We start from the raw sequence: 18,277 nt of genomic DNA, 5'->3' as shown, positions 1-18,277 counted from the left end.
CAGCCATCTGGCACAACCGGACCAACGCCACACCCCTGACCAGGTCACTCATCGCCTACGACCACTGACCAGGACTTCGGACTTACTCGTCTAGGGGGTGTCGTGCCGACCAGTCAGTACCAGTGGGTAGTAAAGCTGACGTGTGCACGCCATAATCCGGCCATCACCGGGTCGGCAAAGGGGCGGGCATGGGCATGGGCACGGGCATGGGCATGGGCACGGGCATGGACCGGCGGGCGTTTCTGGTCGGAGCGCTGGCCGCGGGCGCGGCCGTCGGGCTCGGAGCGGCACCCGCCTCGGCCGCGGCCCCCGGCACCCAGGACTGGATGGCCGGCCTCGGCGACGCCACCGCCCTGCAGCGGATGACCATCCCCGGCACCCACGACTCGGGCGCCCGCCACGGCGGGCTCTACGTCGCCTGCCAGAACACCTCGATCGCCGAGCAGCTCGACGCCGGGATCCGCTTCCTGGACGTCCGCTGCCGCGTCACCGGCGGATCCTTCGCGATCCACCACGGGTCCTTCTACCAGAACCTGATGTTCGGGGACGTCCTCGTCGCCTGCTGGAACTTCCTCGCCGCGCACCCCTCCGAGACCGTCCTGATGCGCGTCAAGCAGGAGTACTCCGGCGAGAGCGACGCCACCTTCCGTGCCGTCTTCGACGACTACCTGGACAACCGCGGCTGGCGGTCCCTGTTCCGGATCGCGGACTCCCTGCCCAGCCTCGGCCAGGCCCGCGGGAAGGTGGTCCTGCTCGCCGACAACGGCGGCCTGCCGGGGCTGCGCTACGGCGACGGCAACGTCTTCGACATCCAGGACGACTGGAACGCCGAGCCCTTCGCCAAGCGCGGAAAGATCGAGAACCACTTCCGCCGGGCCGTCCAGCAGCCCGGCAAGCTCTTCGTCAACTACGTCAGCACCTCGGCGTACATGCCGCCGCGCTGGAACTCCGACCGCCTCAACCCGCAGGTGCACGGCTTCGTCGACGGAGGCGAACTGGCCGGCCGCACCGGGCTCGGCATCGTCCCGATGGACTTCCCGAACACCCGCTCCGGCCTGGTCGCCTCACTGATCCGGCACAACTGACAGGTCGGAGGGCGGCGGCGTCGGCGCCCCCGGGATGTGGAGCACCGCCTCCGTGCCCGTGCCGCCGTCGGCCGCCGCCCGCAGTTCGGCGCTGCCGCCCGTGCGCGCGACCGTACGGGCCACGATCGACAGGCCCAGCCCGCTGCCGGGCAGGGCGCGGGCCGACGGGGACCGCCAGAACCGCTCGAAGACGTGCGGCAGGTCCTCGGCCGGGATGCCCGGACCGTGGTCCCGTACGGTCAGCCGGCCCGCCCGCAGCGTCACCTCGACGGTGCCGCCCGGCGGGCTGAACTTCACCGCGTTGTCCAGGACGTTGACCACGGCCCGCTCCAGCGCCGCCGCCTCGCCCCGGACGAACCAGGGCCGCAGGTCCGACTCGAAGCGGAGCTCCGGACCGCGCAGCCGGGCCCGGGACAGCGCGGCCCCGGTGATCTCGTGCAGGGCGACCACCCCGAGCGGGCCCGGGGAGGCCGCGTCCGGCCGGGACAGCTCCTGCAGGTCCCCGATCAGCGCGGCCAGCTCCGTCATCTGCGCCTTGACCGAGGCCAGCAGCTCCCGCCGGTCGTCCGGCGGGATGGCCCGGCCGGTGTCCTCGCTGCGTGCGAGGAGCTCGATGTTGGTGCGCAGCGAGGTCAGCGGGGTGCGCAGCTCGTGCCCGGCGTCCGCGATCAGCTGCGCCTGCCGCTCCTGGGAGGAGGCGAGGGCGGCCGTCATCGAGTTGAAGGACCGCGACAGGCGGGCGATCTCGTCGTCGCCCGTGTGCGGGATCCGTACCGTCAGGTCCTCGGTCCGGGCGATGTGCTCGACGGCGCCGGTCAGCTCGTCGACGGGCTGCAGTCCGGTACGGGCCACCCACAGGCCGGCCGCGCCCGCGCCGACGACCCCGATGCCGCAGACCAGGAGCAGCACCCAGGCCAGGGTGGACAGCGGCTTGTCGATGTCGGCGAGCGGCTTGGCGATGGAGACGCCGAAGACCTGGCCGGTGGCGGGGGCCGCCACCGGGATCGTGTAGACGCGCATCTCGACGCCGTCGGAGGTCGTCACGTTCTGCAGGGTCTTGCCCCGCTTGCCCGCCGCGATCGCCTTGTCGGTGTCCGTCACCGGCAGGGCGGTCGGCCCGGCGACCCAGCAGTGGGTGCCGTCGGCGAGGACGATCTGGACGGTCGCGCCCAGATTGCCGGCGATCTCCTGCCTGGGCTGGGGCGGCCGGGTGAGGCAGGGGTCCTGCAGGGTCCGGCCCACCTCGGCGCCGACGTTCGTCGCCATCAGGGAGCGGTCGAGCTGCTCGCGGAGCTGGGTGCGGACCATCACCCAGGACACCGCGGCCACCGCGGCGACGGCGAGCGCCACCGCCACCGTGACCAGCAGGGCGAGCCGGGAACGCAGCGGCAGCGCGCGGAATCTGGCCCCCGGGTTCACTCGGGCCCGCTCTCGCCGGCGCGCAGGGCGTACCCGACCCCGCGCACGGTGTGGACGAGGCGCGGCTCGCCGCCCGCTTCGGTCTTGCGGCGCAGGTACATCACGTACACGTCCAGGGAGTTGGAGCTGGGCTCGAAGTCGAAGCCCCAGACGGTCTTGAGGATCTGCTCGCGGGTCAGGACCTGGCGCGGGTGCGCGAGGAACATCTCCAGCAGCGTGAACTCGGTCCGGGTCAGCTCCACCGGCCGCCCGGCCCGGGTGACCTCGCGGGTCGCGAGGTCCATGCGCAGGTCGCCGAAGGTCAGCGCGTCCTCGCGGTCCTCGCCGCCGCCGGCCTGCGGAGCGGCGTAGGAACTGCGGCGCAGCAGGGCGCGGACGCGGGCGAAGAGCTCGTCGAGCTCGAACGGCTTGACGAGGTAGTCGTCGGCGCCCGCGTCGAGGCCGGTGACGCGGTCGCCGACGGTGTCCCGGGCGGTGAGCATCAAGATCGGCGTGACGCTGCCGGAGGCCCGCAGCCGGCGGGCGGCCGTCAGCCCGTCCATCCGGGGCATCTGGATGTCCAGGACGATCAGGTCGGGGGAGTACGAGGCCGCCCGGTCGAGGGCGTCGAGCCCGTCGACGGCGGTCTGCACGGCGTACCCCTCGAAGGCGAGACTGCGGCGCAGGGCCTCGCGTACGGCCGGCTCGTCGTCGACGACGAGGATCCGCGCTTCGCCTTCGGCGGGGTTCATGAATGGTCTCCCAGGGGTGGTGGTCGGCCGTGTCGTACGGCACGTGACGGCGCATCCAGCCTCGCACGACGGGCGGACGGTCCGGACCGGCCGGACATCCCCTGGGGGGTGTCCGGCCGCCCCGGCCTGATCGACAAGACGCCCCTAGTAAGAGGTGCCGAAGCCGTTGGCGGCGGATCCGCCGCCGTTGCCGGTGCCCGAGCCGTTGCCGGAGGAGCCCGCACCGCCGGGGCCGCCCTTGCGCAGGGAGTCCAGGTCGGCCTTGATCGTGTTGACCGGGATGGCGAAGCCGAGGCCGACGCTGCCTGCGGTGGAGCTGCCGGAAGAGGGGGAGTAGATCGCGGAGGGCATGCCCACGATCTCGCCGTTCATGTTGACCAGGGCGCCGCCGGAGTTGCCGGGGTTGAGGGAGGCGTCCGTCTGGAGGGCCTTGTAGGAGGTGGTGTCGGAGCCGGTGTCCCCGTTGAACTGGCGGCCGCCGAAGGAGAACGGCCAGCCGTCCTCGTCCTGCTGCCGGTTCTGCGGGGACTGCTGCTCCGACTTCGGCACCTTCACCTCGCGGTTCAGCGCGGAGACGATGCCGCTGGTGACGGTGCCGGTGAGGCCGTCGGGGGAGCCGATGGCGACGACCTCGTCGCCGACCTTGACGCCGCCGGAGTCGCCGAGCTTGGCGGGCTTGAGGCCGGACGCGCCCTCGAGCTTGATCAGCGCGAGGTCCTTGTCGGGGTCGGTGCCGACGATCTTCGCCGGGTACTTCTTGCCGTCGCTCATCGTCACCTGGATCTCGGCGGCGCCGCTCACCACGTGGTTGTTGGTGACGATCTCGCCGTCGGCGGTGACGACGATGCCGGACCCCGTGCCCTGGCCGGAGCCGGTGCGGACGTCGATGCGGACCACCGAGGGGCTTACCTGCTCGGCGACGCCGGAGACGGTGCCGGTGCTGGACTGCAAGACGTTGGTGCCGTTGACCCCACCGGTGCCGCCGGCCTGGCGGTCCATCAGCTGCTGGACGGCGGCCGCGGTGCCGCCCCCGACCAGGGCCGCCGCGAGCGCGACGGCCGCCAGCAGGGCGACGGGCCGCTTGGCGCGGGGCGCGGGGGCGGCGGCGTGGGCGGGCTGGCGAGGGCCGCCGCCCCCGTCGGCGCCGCCCGGGACCGTCCCGCCCCGGATGACCGGCGGCTGGTGCGCCTCGTGCCAGCCGGGCGCGGTGGGCGCGGCGGGCGGGTACGAGGGCGGCGGCGGGTAGGCCGCGGCCCCGGCCCCGACCCCCGTCTCCTGCGCCAGCCGGTCGCGCCCGCGCTGCCAGTCCTCGCCGAACGGCGCGTGCTGGGCCGGGCTGTTCTCCTGCGGGTACTCGCCTTCGCGGCGGAAGCTGTCGGTCATGACGATGACTCTGACCGCCGATCATGAGAGCTTCCTGAGTCCGGCCTGAGAAGCCCGACAGAACCGCGTATGACCGTAATAAGAACCGGCCTTGACCCTCGACCTGGTGGAGGCCCCAGAGTCACGGGTGTGGAGAGCGAGATGCACGGCATCGGCGAGACGGGCCGCGTCAGCGGGCTGGGCGTGAGCGCCCTGCGGTTCTACGACCGGGCGGGCGTCCTGGTGCCCGCCCGGGTCGATCCGGCGACCGGATACCGCTGGTACGCGCCCGAGCAGCTCGACGAGGCCCGGCTGCTGGCCCGGCTCCGGCAGGCGGGGATGCCGCTCGCGGACGTCCGGCTCGTGCTGGCCGGCTGGTCCGGCGGGGACACCGGCCTGGTGCCCCGCCTGCTGGACGGGCACCTGCGGCGGCTGGAGCGCGAGCTCGGCGATGCCCGCGGTGCGCTCTCCGCGGTACGCGCGCTACTCGGACACAAGGAGAGCACCATGACCACCACCACCCCCGCCACCCGGCTGACGCTGCCCGCCGCGGAGTTCGCTGCCGCGCTGGACGCCGTACGGTTCGCCGTCGGCGACGACCCGGAACTGCCGGTGCTCGGTGGGGTCCTCTTCGACCTGGAGGGGACGGACCTGCACGTCGTGGCCACCGACCGCTACCGGATGGCCGTGGCCTGCGCGCCCACCACCGGCCACGGCGGCGAGCGGGTCCGGCTGACCGTTCCCGCCCCGCTCGTGGACGCCATGCGGGCCCTGCTGAACGACGACGGCGCGGCCCTCCTCACCGTGGCGGGGGACGGGGTCGAGCTGGAGACCCGGGGGCGCCGGGTCGCCGGGCAGGGCCTGGGCGAGGAGTTCCCCGACTACCGCCGCCTGATGAGGCTCCCCGAGGGGCGGCGCATCACCCTGGACGTGCCGGCCCTGCGGGAGGCCCTCGGCGGGCAGGAGGGAGATCTGTGCGCCCTGGTCCTGACGGACGGCACCGTGACCGTCGCCGACGAGACCTCCGACGCCGCCCACGGCGACCGGGTGGGGGTCAACCCCGCCTTCGCCCTGGAGGCGCTCGCCGCCGGGGACGACATGCTGCTGGAGTACATCGGTCCCAAGGCCCCGCTGGTGTTCCTGCGCCGCGGCGCCGAGGAGGCCTCCTCCTTGCTGATGCCGTGCACGCTGGACGCGTGACCCGAGGTCAGCGGCAGCCGCAGGAGCGGCGGATCACCAGGGCCGACGGGAACTGCTTGAGCCGTTCCCGTCGGGAGCCGGCCACGCGCAGCCCGTCGTCCAGGACCAGGTCCACGGCCGCGCGGGCCATCGCCGGGCGGTCCGAGGCGATCGTGGTCAGCGGCGGGTCCGTGAGGGCGGCTTCCTTGACGTCGTCGAAGCCGGCGACGGCCAGTTCCCCGGGCACGTCGATGCGCAGCTCGCGCGCGGCGCGCAGCACGCCGATCGCCTGGTCGTCCGTGGCGCAGAAGATGGCCGTCGGCCGGTCGGGCCGCGCCAGGACCTCCAGGGCGACCGTGTACGCGTCGTAGCGGTTGTACGGGGCCTCGATGAGCCGGCCCTCCACCGAGCGGCCGGACTCCTGCATCGCCCGCCGCCAGCCCTCGACGTGGTCGGCCACAGGGTCGCCGACGGACGGAGTGTTCTCGACACCGCCGATGCAGGCCACGTACGCGTGCCCGTGCTCCAGCAGGTGGCGGGTGGCGAGCTGGGCGCCGCCGATGTCGTCCGTGACGACGGCGACGTCGTCGATCGCCTCCGGCCGCTCGTGCAGCAGCACGACCCGCGCGTCCCAGGCCTCGATCTCGCTGGCGGCCTGCTCGCTCATGCCCTGGCTGACCAGGATCAGGCCCGACACCCGCATGCCGAGGAAGGCCCGCAGGTAGTGGACCTCGCGCTCGGTGCGGTAGTCGGAGTTGCCGACCAGCACCATCTTCCCGCGCTCGGCGGCGGCCTGTTCGACCGCGTGCGCCATCTCCGCGAAGAACGGCTGACGGGCGTCCGGGACGATCATGCCTATGAGGTCGGTGCGCCGCGAGGCCATCGCCTGGGCGACCCGGTCCGGGCGGTAGCCCAGCTCCTTGATCGCGGCGAGGACACGCTCGCGCGTGGCCGGGGCGACCGGCCGGGGTCCGTTGTTGATGACGTAGCTCACGACGGCGGTAGAGGTACCCGCAAGTCGCGCCACGTCGTCCCGCGTCACCTTGGCCACGCGCGGCAGTCTACGCGGGGTGACCTACCTCTGGGCAGGGCGTCCTGCCGAGTGGATGCTCACAGGGTCCTCGGCCGATCGGGTGACGGCCGTGGCCGGCTGCGGGGCCGGCTGGGCAGCGGTCTGAGCAGCGGCCTTGGCCGCCGCCTGGGCCGCGGCCTCCGCCGCCGCCCGCTCGACCTTCTCCGGCGTGACGAAGCGGTAGCCGACGTTACGGACCGTGCCGATCAGGGACTCGTGCTCGGGGCCGAGCTTCGCGCGCAGCCGCCGTACGTGCACGTCGACGGTCCGGGTGCCGCCGAAGTAGTCGTAGCCCCAGACCTCCTGCAGCAGCTGGGCGCGGGTGAAGACCCGGCCCGGGTGCTGGGCGAGGTACTTGAGCAGCTCGAACTCCTTGAAGGTGAGGTCCAGCACCCGCCCCTTGAGCTTCGCGGAGTACGTCGCCTCGTCCACCGAGAGATCGCCGTTGCGGATCTCCATCGGCGAGTCGTCCGAGCCCAGCTGCTGACGGCCGGTGGCCAGCCGCAGCCGTGCCTCGACCTCGGCGGGCCCGGCGGTGTCCAGGAGGACGTCGTCGATGCCCCAGTCGGCGGTGACGGCCGCCAGGCCGCCCTCGGTGACGACCAGGATCAGCGGACAGCCTGGTCCGGTGGAGCGGAGCAGCTGGCACAGCGACCGCACCTGCGGCAGGTCGCGGCGGCCGTCCACGAGGATGACGTCGGCTCCCGGGGTGTCCACCAGGGCGGGGCCCTCGGCCGGGGCGACCCGGACGTTGTGCAGCAGCAGGCCGAGGGCGGGCAGCACCTCGGTGGACGGCTGCAGGGCATTGGTGAGCAGCAGGAGTGAGCTCACGACCGACCACCTGCCCGGGTCGGACGGTGGTGCACGGTTCGCTGGTCCATCACGTCGGTTCCTCCTCGGTCCCGTCGAGGACGTGCGCGGTACTGCTTCGTACGGTGTGCCCGGTGTCCCTGCGGTCCCCGCGCCCTGGGGTCCGCCTGGATACCACTGTTCTCGGTTCGTTCAACGCGCTGAAAGCACAAAAGGACCCGGGGGCAACGTTGCCCGGATCCTCTCGCCAAGCAGAATAGCCCACCCGCGCTTTCGTGGCCGAGGCTTCTACCGCTTCCACTTCTGTGGTTCATGCCACGCTCCTGCCCTGCTTGAGAGCGGGATTCACCGGTTCGGGGGCCCGCCGAGCGGGACCGGGGGGCGACCCGGGCGCACACCCGGCGCGTCGGGGCACGCCGGGGTCGGCCGTGGGAGGGGCCATCATGGAGGCCGACGGTAGAGAGCCGACGATAGGAGCTGCAGTGGCAACCGGAACCATCCGCTACTGGGCGGCGGCGAAGGCCGCGGCCAAGACGGCGGAGGAGCCGTACTCGGCGGGAACACTGGCCGAGGCGCTCGACGCCGTGCGGGAACGCCACCCCGGGGAGCTGACCCGGGTCCTGCTGCGCTGCTCCTTCCTCGTGAACGACGAGCCTGTGGGCAAGCGCCCGCACGATTCCGTCCAGCTGACCGAGGGGGGCACCGTCGAGGTGCTCCCGCCGTTCGCGGGCGGGTGAGCGGGAGCCGATGAGTACGCCTGAGGAACAGCAGCGACAGCAGTACGCGCAGCAGCAGCAACACCAGCAGCAGCAACACCAGCAGGAGCAACACCAGCAGCAGGATCCGTACGGGACCCAGACCTGGCAGTCCGACACCTGGGACACCAGCCACCAGCCGGTGCATCCGCCGCTGGGCGCGGTGCCCGGGCAGCCGGTCGCGCCCGAGGGCTGGTTCCGCGACGAGGCCCCGGCGGCCCCCGCTCCCGCCGCCGCGCCGGATCCGTACCAGGGCGCGGCTCCGGAGGGCTGGTTCCGCGACGAGGCTCCGGCCCCGGCGCCCGCTCCCGCGCAGGACTGGCCGCAGGGCGCCGAGACGGCGTACCTGCCGCCCTACCCGGGCCCCGAGCAGCACCAGCAGCAGCCGCAGCCGGTGGCTCCGGAGGGCTGGTTCCGCGACGAGGCCCCGGCCCCCGCTCCGGCCCCTGCCCCCGCGCAGGACTGGCCGCAGGGCGCCGAGACGGCCTACCTGCCGCCCTACCCGGGCCCCGAGCAGCAGTCGCCGCCCGTCGAGCAGACCGCCTACCTGCCGCCGGTGGAGGAGTTCTCCGCCGCCGAGCAGACCGCCTACCTCCCGCCCCAGGCGGCGGCCACCCCGGACGAGGACCCGGCCCCGGCACCCGGGGAGCCGCAGGAGATCGCCTCCTGGTCCCCGCCCACCCTCGCCGGGAACACCCTGCGTGCCGTCGACCCCGCCCAGGCCCGCGCCGAGGGCCGGTCGCCGATCATCGACCCGGGCCCGCAGCCCGCCATACTGACCGCCGTCCTCGGGCTGCTGCTCGCCGTGGCCGCCGCCCTCGGGCAGTACGCCCTGCTCCTGCCCCTGATCGCCCTCCAGGGCCTCACCGCGGCCGGCTGGTTCCGTCTCAACGGCATGTGGCCGGCCCGCCAGGGCATCGCCCTCGCCTTCGCCGGCGCCGTGGTCGCGGACGTGGCGGTGCTCGCGGTGGACTCCACCTACGGGCCCGGCGCGATCGTCGGCACCCTCGGTGCCTGGGTGCTGCTCACGCTCGTCCTCCAGCTGCGCAGCCACGCCGACCCCGACGAGCGGATGTACGGGCTGATGGCCTCGGTGGCCTCGGCCGCCCTCGCCATCATCTGCGCCGGCTACCTCGCCGCCGACTCCGCCGCCGCGACGGTCGGCGCCGCGGCCGTCGCGGTCGCCGTCTTCGCCCGGGCGCTGCCGCTGCCCACCGTCCCCTCGGTCGGCGTCTCGCTGGCCGCGGCCGCCGGCGCCGGTATCGCCGTCGGCGGGCTGACCCCGGTCGGTGTGGGCGGGGCCCTGATCGGCCTCGTCTGCGGGGTGTGCGCGCTGGTCGGACTGCGCGTGGCGGCGTACGACTACCCGTCGAAGTTCGTGCACATGACGGCCGGTGTGGCCCTGCCGCTCGCGGCGGCCGCCCCCGCGGTGTATCTGATCGGCCGGGTGGTGGGCTGATCCCTGCCCGACGGGCGGCATGGTCAACTAGAACGCACGTACCGATTAGTAGGGGGAGGGAACGTGCGTTTCCTGCGCGTCGTTGTGATCATCGGAGTGGTGCTGGGAGCCCTGTTCGTGGGGGTGGACCGCTGGGCGTCCGGCTATGTCGAGAACCGGCTGGCCGACCGGATACAGGCGCGCCAGGGCCTGGCCGGCAGCTCGGAGGTGGAGGTCCACGGATTCCCCTTCCTGACCCAGATGCTCAGCCACGACCTCGACCGGGTCGACCTGAAGCTCAAGGGCGTCGACGTCGCCGCCGAGGGCCGCAAGACACGGCTCTCGGAGCTGGAGGCGAGCTTCCGCCACGTGAAGCTGAACGGTGACTACAGCGGCGGTACCGCCGAGCGGGCCACGGGCAGCGCGCTCATCACGTACGCCGACCTGACGACGGCCTCGCAGACCGGCGCGACCCTCTCCTACGGCGGCGCGCCGGGCAAGGTGAAGGTCACCGCGGCGGTGGACGTCGCCGGCAAGACCCTGACCCACAGCGTGGTGTCGACCGTCACCCTCGAGGACGCGCCGGACGGAAAGGGCGGAAAGATCGTCCGGGTGCGCGCCGACGAGGTGCCGGGCGCGGGCGTTCCCGGGGTCGAGAAGCTGATCCGCAAGAGGACGGACTTCGACCGCAGTCTCGACAGCGGACTCCCCGCCGGGCTCCAGCTGTCGTCCCTGACCTCGGACGAAGCCGGTGTGCACCTCACGCTGGGCGGCTCGAACGTGGTGGTGGCCGGATCGTGAGACAGCGCGGTCCGATCCGCAGAAGGACGGGCCGCGCGACGGGTCCCGGGGGCGGCGCGGCGGCCGCCCGGGGCGCTCGTATCCCACTATTCGGACGATCCTGTCTCGATATATGACACGCCGGTGACAGGGCGGCTGATTCGTCCCTACGATCCTGGCTATGAAGCATCAGCAGGCGGACCTCACGCAGCGACGGGCAGTAGACCTGTGTCGCGTCGCCGCCATGCTCTGTCGATCCATGTGACCTGTGAGCGCTTCCGCTCCATCGACCGGACGACGGCCCTACGGCCTTTCCCGCGTGACCGCACCAGCCTCCTGATCACCTGACGCCTCCCCGCGCAGGACCTCGAGGCACCCGCAGGCACGCAGTACGCGTCACCCGCACAGCCCCGCCGCACACTGCCCCGGAGGAGAACACCATGAGCCGCAGCGACGTCCTCGTAGACGCCGACTGGGTCGAGGCCCACCTGAACGACGCGAACGTCGTGATCGTCGAGGTGGACGAGGACACGTCCGCGTACGACAAGAACCACATCACCAACGCCGTCCGGATCGACTGGAAGAGCGACCTCCAGGACCCGGTCCGACGCGACTTCGTGGACCAGGAGGGCTTCGAGAAGCTCCTCTCCGCCAAGGGCATCTCCAACGACGACACCGTCGTCCTCTACGGCGGCAACAACAACTGGTTCGCGTCCTACGCCTACTGGTACTTCAAGCTCTACGGCCACCAGGACGTGAAGCTCCTCGACGGCGGCCGCAAGAAGTGGGAGCTCGACTCCCGCGACCTGGTCGACGGCAAGGACGTCCCGAACCGTCCGGCCACCGAGTACAAGGCCAAGGCCCAGGACAGCTCCATCCGCGCCTTCCGCGACGACGTCGTGGCCGCGATCGGCTCCCTGAACCTGGTCGACGTCCGTTCGCCCGACGAGTTCTCCGGCAAGCTCCTCGCCCCGGCGCACCTCCCGCAGGAGCAGTCGCAGCGCCCCGGCCACGTGCCGAGCGCCCGCAACATCCCGTGGTCGAAGAACGCCAACGACGACGGCACCTTCAAGTCGGACGACGAGCTGACCGCCCTGTACCAGGCGGAGCAGGTCGACCTGGCGAAGGACACCATCGCCTACTGCCGTATCGGTGAGCGCTCCGCGCTCACGTGGTTCGTGCTGCACGAGCTCCTGGGCCAGGAGAACGTCAAGAACTACGACGGTTCGTGGACCGAGTACGGCTCGCTCGTCGGCGTGCCGATCGAGCTCGGCCCCAACAAGTAACCAGACCACCGGGCACGCGACGCCCTGTAGTACGACCTCTCCAGGACAGGACAGAGAACATGTGTGGAGCACAGATCGGCGGGCCCGACCTCGCGACGCTGAAGCCCGGTGAGACCGCGATCCAGGGTCAGATCACCAAGGACGGCGAGCCGGTGTCCGGCTACGTCCGCCTGCTGGACTCGACCGGTGAGTTCACCGCCGAGGTCCCGACCTCGGCGACCGGCCAGTTCCGCTTCTACGCCGCCACCGGCTCCTGGACGCTGCGGGCGCTCGTCCCGGGTGCCCAGGCGGACCGTGCCGTGGTCGTCGCCGAGGCCGGCGGCGTGACGGACGTGGCGATCGCGGTCTGAGCACCGCCCGTGTGATCGCCTGAACGAACGGCCGAAGGGCCGCACCCCCGGGGGTTGGACGCCACTGGAACGGGGTGCGGCCCTTCGTGCCGTCCGCGCCCGTCCGGTCGCTTGCGCTCGGGGGCGCCGGATCTACGCTGGACTCATGTACGCCCGGCGCCGGCGCGCCTACTTCCTGCTCATGGGCGGATGCCTGGTCCTCTTCGTCTCCGCCTGGGCCTTCGTGCGCCTGTGGTCGGTCGAGGCGGCGGTGGCCATGTGCGTGGTCGCGATGGTCATCCCACCGGTCGCCGCGATGATCGCCAACCGGCGAGGCCCGGACGACCGCTGGTGGGACGACCCCTCGGGCGATCCGAAGTCCGACGAGTGGTGGGACGAACTGGACGGAAAGCGGCGTCACGAGGACTGAAACCTCGCGAGACGAGACTGTGATCTACGTGCGTACAACTGCTCCCCTCCGGTGCGGGTCATGGGGTACGCGCGGGTAATCAACCTGCGCCTCCAGGCTTGTGGGGGACCCCTTTGGAACACGAACAGACCATCCCTGAGCAGCGGAAAGGGGAGGACAGTGCACCGGAGTCGGACACTTCGGTCCCGCGCCGCCGGATGGGGCGCACGACCCTCCTGATCACGTGCGCGGCCGCGTTCGGCGTGCTCGCCGGGACGATCACCGGCTACGCGGTCCAGTACCACCGCGATCCCACCCCGCTCCCGCCGCTGGCCCAGCAGAAGATGGCCGCGCCGAAGCCGGCCGCCATGAACGACTCGACGAGCCGGCGCTCGATCAACGCCAACCGCTGGCACAAGGCGGACGAGGACCTGGCCAAGAAGCTGGTGGACGTCCCCGGCGGCGTGCAGGACAGCTTCTCGGGACCCGTGTCCCCGGACACCTTCGCCGCGGACTACTTCCTCAAGCCCTCCGTGGGGGTCGGCTCGCTCGTCCGGCAGGCCAAGCGCCTCGCCACCGCCCGGTGGGCCGAGAACGACCGGAACTTCGTCGAGATCAACCTGCTTCAGTTCCGCGACCGCGTCGGCGCCGACGATTTCTACACGGACATGGCGCAGTACATGCCCGACAAGGACTTCGCAGGCAACACGGGCAAGGAGCTCCCGGGCGCTCCGGCGGACTTCGGGCACATGTGGATCGACTCCGAAGCACACGAGGAGCCCGGTTACCACCCGATCCGGCAGGGCCGCGCCCTGATCCGCCGCGGCGACATCGTGGCGATCATCGAATACACGAACAACCGCGGCGAGATCGACGAGAAGACCCTGGCCGAGCTGGCCAAGCGACAGATGGAGCGGCTGTGAGCGAGCAGCAGAACGCAATCGACGCCGTGCCGGACACCGCACAGCACGCCGAGCCCGAGCCCGAGCCCGCGCCCCGGCCCGTGATCGCGGCGGCCGAGGCGGTCGAGCCCGCAGCCGCACCCGCAGCCGCACCCGCAGCCGCACCCGCAGCCGCGCCGGCGCGCAAGACGAACCGCAAGACGCTCGCACTGGTCTCGGCGGCCGTGGGCGTCCTCGTCCTCGCGGGCGCCGGTGTCGCCGCCGCGGCCGCGCTCGCGGGCGCCGACAGGACCTCGCCGACGCGGTACTGGGTGCCCGAGGACCACACGACCGGCGGCTCGGCGGCCCCGGTGCCGTCCGTGCCCCCCAACGAGCTGACGGGCAAGCTGATGCCGCTGCCCGCCGACTACTGGCCCGGCCCCGACCTCGACCCCGAGGGCAACGACTACTTCCTCCCGAGCGACAAGGCGCTGCAGAGCTTCAAGGACGCCCGTACGGGCCTCTCCAGCAGCGAGCGCACCGAGCGGGACAAGACGCTGGCGGACCTGAAGCTCAAGGGCATGGCCGGGCGCAGCTATGCGCGTGGCGAAGGCAGCGGCGGTGCCGTCGCCGAGATCCGGCTCGTCCAGGCCGATCCGCAGCAGCTCGCCAAGTTCGGTGAGTTCGCCAAGAAGCTCATCGAGTTCACCGGTGCCGACGGCAAGGCGCCCCAGGTCGAGGGCTATCCGCAGGCCAAGTGCGGGCTGGACGACTCGATCACCGGCGGGAAGGACGGCAAGGAGAGGATCGACGCCCTCGACTGCGTGGCCGTCGAAGGGGACGTCCTGGTGACCTTCCGCATGTACGGGAGCAAGGGATTCGCGGTGAAGGACGCCGCGGGCCTGTTCAAGCAGCAACTCGACCACCTCAAGTCCCCCGGAGAGTCCGCGTGAGCGAGCAGACCACCACCGGCACCGAGGCGGAGGCCGTGCCCGCGCCCGCGCCCGCCGCCGAGCCCTCGCCCGCCCCGCAGACCACCGCGGCCCCCGAGGCCCCGGAGGCCGCGCCCGAGGCCGAGCCCAACCCCTGGGCGACCCGGCCCGCCCCGCCCAAGGACCGGCGGGGGCTGTTCGCCGCCCTGCGCTGGACCGCCGCCGTCGCCGTCTTCGCCGCCGTAGGCACGGGGGTCGCGTACGGGTTCACCCAGCCCGACCGCACCGACATCCCCGGCCTCTCCACCGAGGACGACGGCCGCTGGACGTTCCCGGCGCTGTCCCGGCCCGCCCTGCCCGCCGGCGCCCCGGTGCCCCAGGGCCCGGACAACGAGGACGGGACGCACTACGCGCAGCTCACCGGCCTGCTGCTGCCCGCTCCCGAGGGCGCCAAGGCCGACGACGCGGTCAAGGCGGACAAGGACGGGACGGTGTCCACCGACACCTTCCTGGAGGAGTACACGCCCGAGGCCCGCGAGAAGCTGAAGCAGTCCCTCGAATGGGACGGGCTGCGGCAGATCGCCGGCCGGGGCTGGACGACGGCGGACGGCACGCGTACGCACGTGTACCTGCTGCGCTTCCACTCGTCGCCCTTCGTGGACGCGTTCAAGGGCTGCGACACCAACGCGCGGTTCAACGGCGTCTCGGCGCTCGACCTGGACGACGTCTGGAGCAAGGCCAAGAACACGCAGATGAACAGCACCACGCTGGACTTCCCGGGGGCGGCCAACTTCGACGGCACCGACCTCAGCGTGTACCAGGAGGTGAAGCCCCTCCTCGGCGAGGAGCAGAGCAAGATCGGGTGCCTCCGGACGGGTGACGTCCTCGGCATGGTCATCCAGACCCGCAAGGGCGAGGTGGCCCCGGTTCCCTTCCACCAGACCGTGATCCTGCAGAGCCAGCTGCTGAGCTGACCGCGGGGGTCCGACGGGTACGGGCCACCTCACACCGTGCGCCCGGCCCCGGGCCAGTAGGCTTGGGAACCGGCCCGTACCCCATGAACGAATTCCGAGGAGCACCCCGTGCTTGAGGCAGTCTTCACCTCCCTGCTGGTCCTGGTCTGCGTCGGCGTCATGGCCTTCACCGGCCTGGCCGTCAAGAAGCTGTACCAGGGTCAGCGCTGAGCGTCCGCCCAGCAGACCGCCCCGGAACCCCTCCCACAGATCGCCTGAGCTGCCATTCATGATCCAGATCCCGTCCGACCTGAACCCGGGCCTCGTCCCCCTCGCCTTCCTCCTCGGCAACTGGGAGGGTGCGGGAGTCTTCGACTTCCCCGGTGAGGAGAAGTGCAACTTCGGCCAGGAAGTCGTCTTCAGCCACGACGGCCGGGACTTCCTGGAGTACACCTCCCACACCTGGGTCCTCGACGCCGAGGGCAAAAAGGTGCGCCCGCTGGAGTCCGAGTCGGGTTACTGGCGCATCGACAAGGACCGCAAGGTCGAGATCGTCATGGTCCGCGACCAGGGCGTCGTCGAGGTCTGGTACGGCGAGCTCGCCGACCAGAAGCCCCAGATCGACCTGGTCACCGACGCCGTCGCCCGTACCGCGGCCTCCGGCCCGTACAGCGGCGGCAAGCGGCTCTACGGCTACGTGAAGAGCGACCTCATGTGGGTCGGCGAGAAGGCCACCCCGGACGTCGAGCTGCGCCCGTACATGTCGGCCCAGCTGAAGAAGGTCGTCACGCCCGAGGAGGTCGCCGAGATGGCGCGCAACCTCCCGGACATGCCGGACGACGGCATCGCCTTCTTCCGCTGAGTCCACAGGGTGTGCGAAAGGGGACCACGGGATCGACCGTGGTCCCCTTCACACGCATACACTGGCCGGGTGGGGAGCAGCGTGGAAACCGAAAGCTCTGACTGGAAGAGCGACCTGCGGCAGCGCGGATACCGGCTGACACCGCAGCGCCAGCTCGTGCTGGAGGCGGTCGACGCCCTCGAGCACGCCACTCCGGACGAGATCCTCGTCGAGGTGCGCAAGACCGCCTCCGGGGTCAACATCTCCACCGTCTACCGGACCCTGGAGCTCCTGGAGGAGCTCAAGCTCGTCTCGCACGCCCACCTCGGGCACGGGGCCCCCACCTATCACCTCGCCGACCGGCACCACCACATCCACCTGGTCTGCCGCGACTGCGCCGAGGTCATCGAGGCGGACGTGGACGTCGCCGCCGAGTTCACGGCGAAGCTCCGGGCCACCTTCGGCTTCGAGACCGACATGAAGCACTTCGCGATCTTCGGCCTGTGCCGCAAGTGCGCTGCCGAGCAGCGTGCCGCCCAGTCGTAGCAGGGTCGTACGCTTGGTCCCATGACCAGCAGCCCCTTGCTCTTTCTTCCCGGCGCCGTACCGGCCGAAGGCCGTGACGAGGGCGTCGCCGCCCACTACGGCGAGCTGTACGGCGAACAGCGCGCCCTCGCGGAGGGGCGCGGCTTCGTCGACCTCTCGCACCGCGGGGTCGTCACGGTCAGCGGGCCGGAGCGCCTGAGCTGGCTGCACCTGCTGCTCACCCAGCACCTCACCGAACTGCCGGCCGGGCAGGCCACCGAGGCACTGATCCTCTCCGCCAACGGGCACATCGAGCACGCGCTCTACCTCGTCGACGACGGCGAGACCACGTGGGCGCACGTGGAGCCGGGTACCCAGGGCGACCTGATCGCCTACCTGGAGTCCATGAAGTTCTTCTACCGCGTCGAAGTCGCCGACCGCACCGAGGAGTTCGCGATCGTCCACCTGCCGGCCGGCTCCATCGCCGAGGTCGGCGGTAAGCACGCCGTACGGGAGACCGCGTACGGCCGTGACGTCTTCCTGCCCCGCGCCGAGCTGGAGTCCTTCGCCGCCGCGCACGGCCCGGCCGCGGGCCTGCTCGCCCACGAGGCCCTGCGGGTCGAGGCGCACCGGCCGCGGCTCGGCCTGGAGACCGACCACCGGACGATCCCGCACGAGCTGGGCTGGATCGGCACCGCCGTGCACCTGCAGAAGGGCTGCTACCGCGGCCAGGAGACGGTGGCCCGCGTCCACAACCTGGGGAAGCCCCCGCGCCGCCTGGTCTTCCTGCACCTGGACGGCTCGGAGGTGCTGCTCCCGGCGCACGGCACCCCGCTGCGGCTCGCCGCGGACGGCGAGGAGGGCCGCCAGCTGGGCTTCGTGACCACCGCCGTCCGCCACCACGAGCTGGGCCCGATCGCGCTCGCGCTGGTCAAGCGGAACGTGCCGGTCGACGCGCCGCTGCTGGCCGGGAAGACGGCCGCCGCGCAGGAGGTCGTCGTAGCCCCGTAGCCCCGTAGCCCCTTAAGGCGCCGCCCCGTCCTAGACGTCGATGACGAGGGTGAACGGGCCGTGGTTGGTCAGCGAGACCCGCATGTCCGCACCGAACCGGCCCGTCGCCACCGTCGCGCCCAGCGCGCGCAGTTGGGCCACGACTTCGTCGACCAGCGGCTCGGCCACCGGGCCGGGCGCCGCCGCGTTCCAGGTGGGGCGGCGGCCCTTGCGGGCGTCGCCGTAGAGCGTGAACTGGGAGATCACCAGCAGCGGTGCGCCGTTGTCACTGCAGGACTTCTCGCCCTCCAGGATCCGTACGGACCACAGCTTGCGCGCCAGCACCGCAGCCTTCTCCGGGGTGTCGTCGTGGGTCACCCCCACCAGCACGCACAGTCCCTCGCCGACGATCTCGCCCACGGTCTCGCCGCCCACGACGACGCTCGCGCCGTCCACCCTCTGCACCACTGCTCGCATACCACCTGTGTACCAGGCGTGCA

The 18,277-nt window shown here is 72.0% G+C and carries 20 protein-coding genes; 14 read left to right on the top strand and 6 right to left on the bottom strand.

Annotation, left to right across the window (positions count from 1 at the left end; translation table 11 throughout):
• Positions 1 to 188 precede the first annotated feature (188 nt).
• Positions 189 to 1,085, top strand: a complete 897-nt coding sequence (locus ACGFZK_RS26665; RefSeq protein WP_393851377.1) for a phosphatidylinositol-specific phospholipase C — start codon at positions 189 to 191, stop codon at positions 1,083 to 1,085.
• Here the strand turns inward: ACGFZK_RS26665 and ACGFZK_RS26660 are convergent.
• From ACGFZK_RS26660 to ACGFZK_RS26650, 3 genes are all read right to left on the bottom strand, one after another.
• Positions 1,065 to 2,504, bottom strand: a complete 1,440-nt coding sequence (locus tag ACGFZK_RS26660; RefSeq protein WP_393851376.1) for a sensor histidine kinase — start codon at positions 2,502 to 2,504, stop codon at positions 1,065 to 1,067. The genes ACGFZK_RS26665 and ACGFZK_RS26660 overlap by 21 nt on opposite strands.
• Entirely contained in the window at positions 2,501 to 3,235 is a 735-nt protein-coding gene (locus ACGFZK_RS26655; protein ID WP_393851375.1) for a response regulator transcription factor, read from the bottom strand. Before ACGFZK_RS26655 ends, ACGFZK_RS26660 begins: the two co-directional genes overlap by 4 nt.
• A gap of 144 nt (positions 3,236 to 3,379) precedes the next feature.
• Positions 3,380 to 4,618 (bottom strand): S1C family serine protease, encoded by a 1,239-nt coding sequence (locus ACGFZK_RS26650; protein WP_393851374.1) that lies wholly within the window; start codon positions 4,616 to 4,618, stop codon positions 3,380 to 3,382.
• 129 nt (positions 4,619 to 4,747) lie between these two features.
• On the opposite strand from ACGFZK_RS26650, the gene ACGFZK_RS26645 reads away from it, so the two are divergent.
• The gene (locus tag ACGFZK_RS26645; RefSeq protein WP_393851373.1) at positions 4,748 to 5,797 is read left to right on the top strand and encodes a MerR family transcriptional regulator; all 1,050 of its coding nucleotides are present in this window, start codon (positions 4,748 to 4,750) and stop codon (positions 5,795 to 5,797) included.
• Positions 5,798 to 5,804: 7 nt separating this feature from the next.
• Here ACGFZK_RS26645 and ACGFZK_RS26640 read toward each other — a convergent pair whose 3' ends face one another.
• The gene (locus ACGFZK_RS26640; RefSeq protein ID WP_393851372.1) at positions 5,805 to 6,827 is read right to left on the bottom strand and encodes a LacI family DNA-binding transcriptional regulator; all 1,023 of its coding nucleotides are present in this window, start codon (positions 6,825 to 6,827) and stop codon (positions 5,805 to 5,807) included.
• Positions 6,828 to 6,851: 24 nt separating this feature from the next.
• Positions 6,852 to 7,679: a response regulator transcription factor gene (locus ACGFZK_RS26635; protein ID WP_393851371.1), complete on the bottom strand. Its 828-nt coding sequence runs from the start codon at positions 7,677 to 7,679 to the stop codon at positions 6,852 to 6,854.
• 461 nt (positions 7,680 to 8,140) lie between these two features.
• On the opposite strand from ACGFZK_RS26635, the gene ACGFZK_RS26630 reads away from it, so the two are divergent.
• The 12 genes from ACGFZK_RS26630 to ACGFZK_RS26575 all read left to right on the top strand — a co-directional run bounded on the left by ACGFZK_RS26630 (position 8,141) and on the right by ACGFZK_RS26575 (position 17,798).
• Positions 8,141 to 8,395 (top strand): MoaD/ThiS family protein, encoded by a 255-nt coding sequence (locus ACGFZK_RS26630; RefSeq protein ID WP_393851370.1) that lies wholly within the window; start codon positions 8,141 to 8,143, stop codon positions 8,393 to 8,395.
• Between the two features lie 10 nt (positions 8,396 to 8,405).
• Positions 8,406 to 9,872: a hypothetical protein gene (locus ACGFZK_RS26625; protein ID WP_393851369.1), complete on the top strand. Its 1,467-nt coding sequence runs from the start codon at positions 8,406 to 8,408 to the stop codon at positions 9,870 to 9,872.
• A 63-nt stretch (positions 9,873 to 9,935) separates the two neighbouring features.
• Positions 9,936 to 10,652, top strand: a complete 717-nt coding sequence (locus ACGFZK_RS26620; protein WP_393851368.1) for a DUF2993 domain-containing protein — start codon at positions 9,936 to 9,938, stop codon at positions 10,650 to 10,652.
• 419 nt (positions 10,653 to 11,071) lie between these two features.
• Positions 11,072 to 11,917, top strand: a complete 846-nt coding sequence (locus tag ACGFZK_RS26615; protein WP_393851367.1) for a sulfurtransferase — start codon at positions 11,072 to 11,074, stop codon at positions 11,915 to 11,917.
• 59 nt (positions 11,918 to 11,976) lie between these two features.
• Positions 11,977 to 12,267 (top strand): DUF1416 domain-containing protein, encoded by a 291-nt coding sequence (locus tag ACGFZK_RS26610; protein WP_030011783.1) that lies wholly within the window; start codon positions 11,977 to 11,979, stop codon positions 12,265 to 12,267.
• A gap of 145 nt (positions 12,268 to 12,412) precedes the next feature.
• Positions 12,413 to 12,676: a DUF3099 domain-containing protein gene (locus ACGFZK_RS26605; protein WP_189973161.1), complete on the top strand. Its 264-nt coding sequence runs from the start codon at positions 12,413 to 12,415 to the stop codon at positions 12,674 to 12,676.
• A 197-nt stretch (positions 12,677 to 12,873) separates the two neighbouring features.
• Positions 12,874 to 13,578 (top strand): hypothetical protein, encoded by a 705-nt coding sequence (locus tag ACGFZK_RS26600; protein WP_393851366.1) that lies wholly within the window; start codon positions 12,874 to 12,876, stop codon positions 13,576 to 13,578.
• A complete protein-coding gene (locus ACGFZK_RS26595; protein WP_393851365.1) occupies positions 13,575 to 14,489 on the top strand; it encodes a hypothetical protein in 915 nt (304 codons plus the stop codon). Before ACGFZK_RS26600 ends, ACGFZK_RS26595 begins: the two co-directional genes overlap by 4 nt.
• Positions 14,486 to 15,442 carry a hypothetical protein gene (locus ACGFZK_RS26590; protein WP_393851364.1) on the top strand — a complete coding sequence of 319 codons (957 nt, stop codon included), beginning with the start codon at positions 14,486 to 14,488 and terminating at the stop codon, positions 15,440 to 15,442. The genes ACGFZK_RS26595 and ACGFZK_RS26590 overlap by 4 nt, the downstream gene beginning before the upstream one ends.
• A gap of 268 nt (positions 15,443 to 15,710) precedes the next feature.
• Complete coding sequence (locus ACGFZK_RS26585; protein ID WP_030011198.1) at positions 15,711 to 16,283, top strand: FABP family protein; 573 nt, start codon at positions 15,711 to 15,713, stop codon at positions 16,281 to 16,283.
• A 69-nt stretch (positions 16,284 to 16,352) separates the two neighbouring features.
• Entirely contained in the window at positions 16,353 to 16,808 is a 456-nt protein-coding gene (locus ACGFZK_RS26580) for a Fur family transcriptional regulator (protein WP_393851363.1), read from the top strand.
• 21 nt (positions 16,809 to 16,829) lie between these two features.
• Positions 16,830 to 17,798 carry a YgfZ/GcvT domain-containing protein gene (locus tag ACGFZK_RS26575; protein ID WP_393851362.1) on the top strand — a complete coding sequence of 323 codons (969 nt, stop codon included), beginning with the start codon at positions 16,830 to 16,832 and terminating at the stop codon, positions 17,796 to 17,798.
• A gap of 30 nt (positions 17,799 to 17,828) precedes the next feature.
• Here ACGFZK_RS26575 and dtd read toward each other — a convergent pair whose 3' ends face one another.
• Entirely contained in the window at positions 17,829 to 18,254 is a 426-nt protein-coding gene (dtd, locus tag ACGFZK_RS26570; protein WP_385154459.1) for a D-aminoacyl-tRNA deacylase, read from the bottom strand.
• Positions 18,255 to 18,277 lie beyond the last annotated feature (23 nt).

This window comes from Streptomyces sp. NPDC048257 (assembly GCF_043201855.1).
Classification (GTDB): domain Bacteria; phylum Actinomycetota; class Actinomycetes; order Streptomycetales; family Streptomycetaceae; genus Streptomyces.
The sequence above is the reverse complement of the archived record's forward strand: the minus strand, read 5'-3'. Positions and strand labels throughout refer to the sequence as shown.

Excerpts from the sequence above, each read along its gene's own strand:
- ACGFZK_RS26665 (WP_393851377.1), top strand. The coding sequence starts at position 189 with ATGGGCATGGGCACGGGCATGGGCATGGGCACGGGCATGGACCGGCGG.
- ACGFZK_RS26655 (WP_393851375.1), bottom strand. The coding sequence starts at position 3,235 with ATGAACCCCGCCGAAGGCGAAGCGCGGATCCTCGTCGTCGACGACGAG.
- ACGFZK_RS26650 (WP_393851374.1), bottom strand. The coding sequence starts at position 4,618 with ATGACCGACAGCTTCCGCCGCGAAGGCGAGTACCCGCAGGAGAACAGC.
- ACGFZK_RS26625 (WP_393851369.1), top strand. The coding sequence starts at position 8,406 with ATGAGTACGCCTGAGGAACAGCAGCGACAGCAGTACGCGCAGCAGCAG.
- ACGFZK_RS26615 (WP_393851367.1), top strand. The coding sequence starts at position 11,072 with ATGAGCCGCAGCGACGTCCTCGTAGACGCCGACTGGGTCGAGGCCCAC.
- ACGFZK_RS26610 (WP_030011783.1), top strand. The coding sequence starts at position 11,977 with ATGTGTGGAGCACAGATCGGCGGGCCCGACCTCGCGACGCTGAAGCCC.
- ACGFZK_RS26605 (WP_189973161.1), top strand. The coding sequence starts at position 12,413 with ATGTACGCCCGGCGCCGGCGCGCCTACTTCCTGCTCATGGGCGGATGC.
- ACGFZK_RS26600 (WP_393851366.1), top strand. The coding sequence starts at position 12,874 with ATGGGGCGCACGACCCTCCTGATCACGTGCGCGGCCGCGTTCGGCGTG.
- ACGFZK_RS26585 (WP_030011198.1), top strand. The coding sequence starts at position 15,711 with ATGATCCAGATCCCGTCCGACCTGAACCCGGGCCTCGTCCCCCTCGCC.
- ACGFZK_RS26575 (WP_393851362.1), top strand. The coding sequence starts at position 16,830 with ATGACCAGCAGCCCCTTGCTCTTTCTTCCCGGCGCCGTACCGGCCGAA.
- dtd (WP_385154459.1), bottom strand. The coding sequence starts at position 18,254 with ATGCGAGCAGTGGTGCAGAGGGTGGACGGCGCGAGCGTCGTCGTGGGC.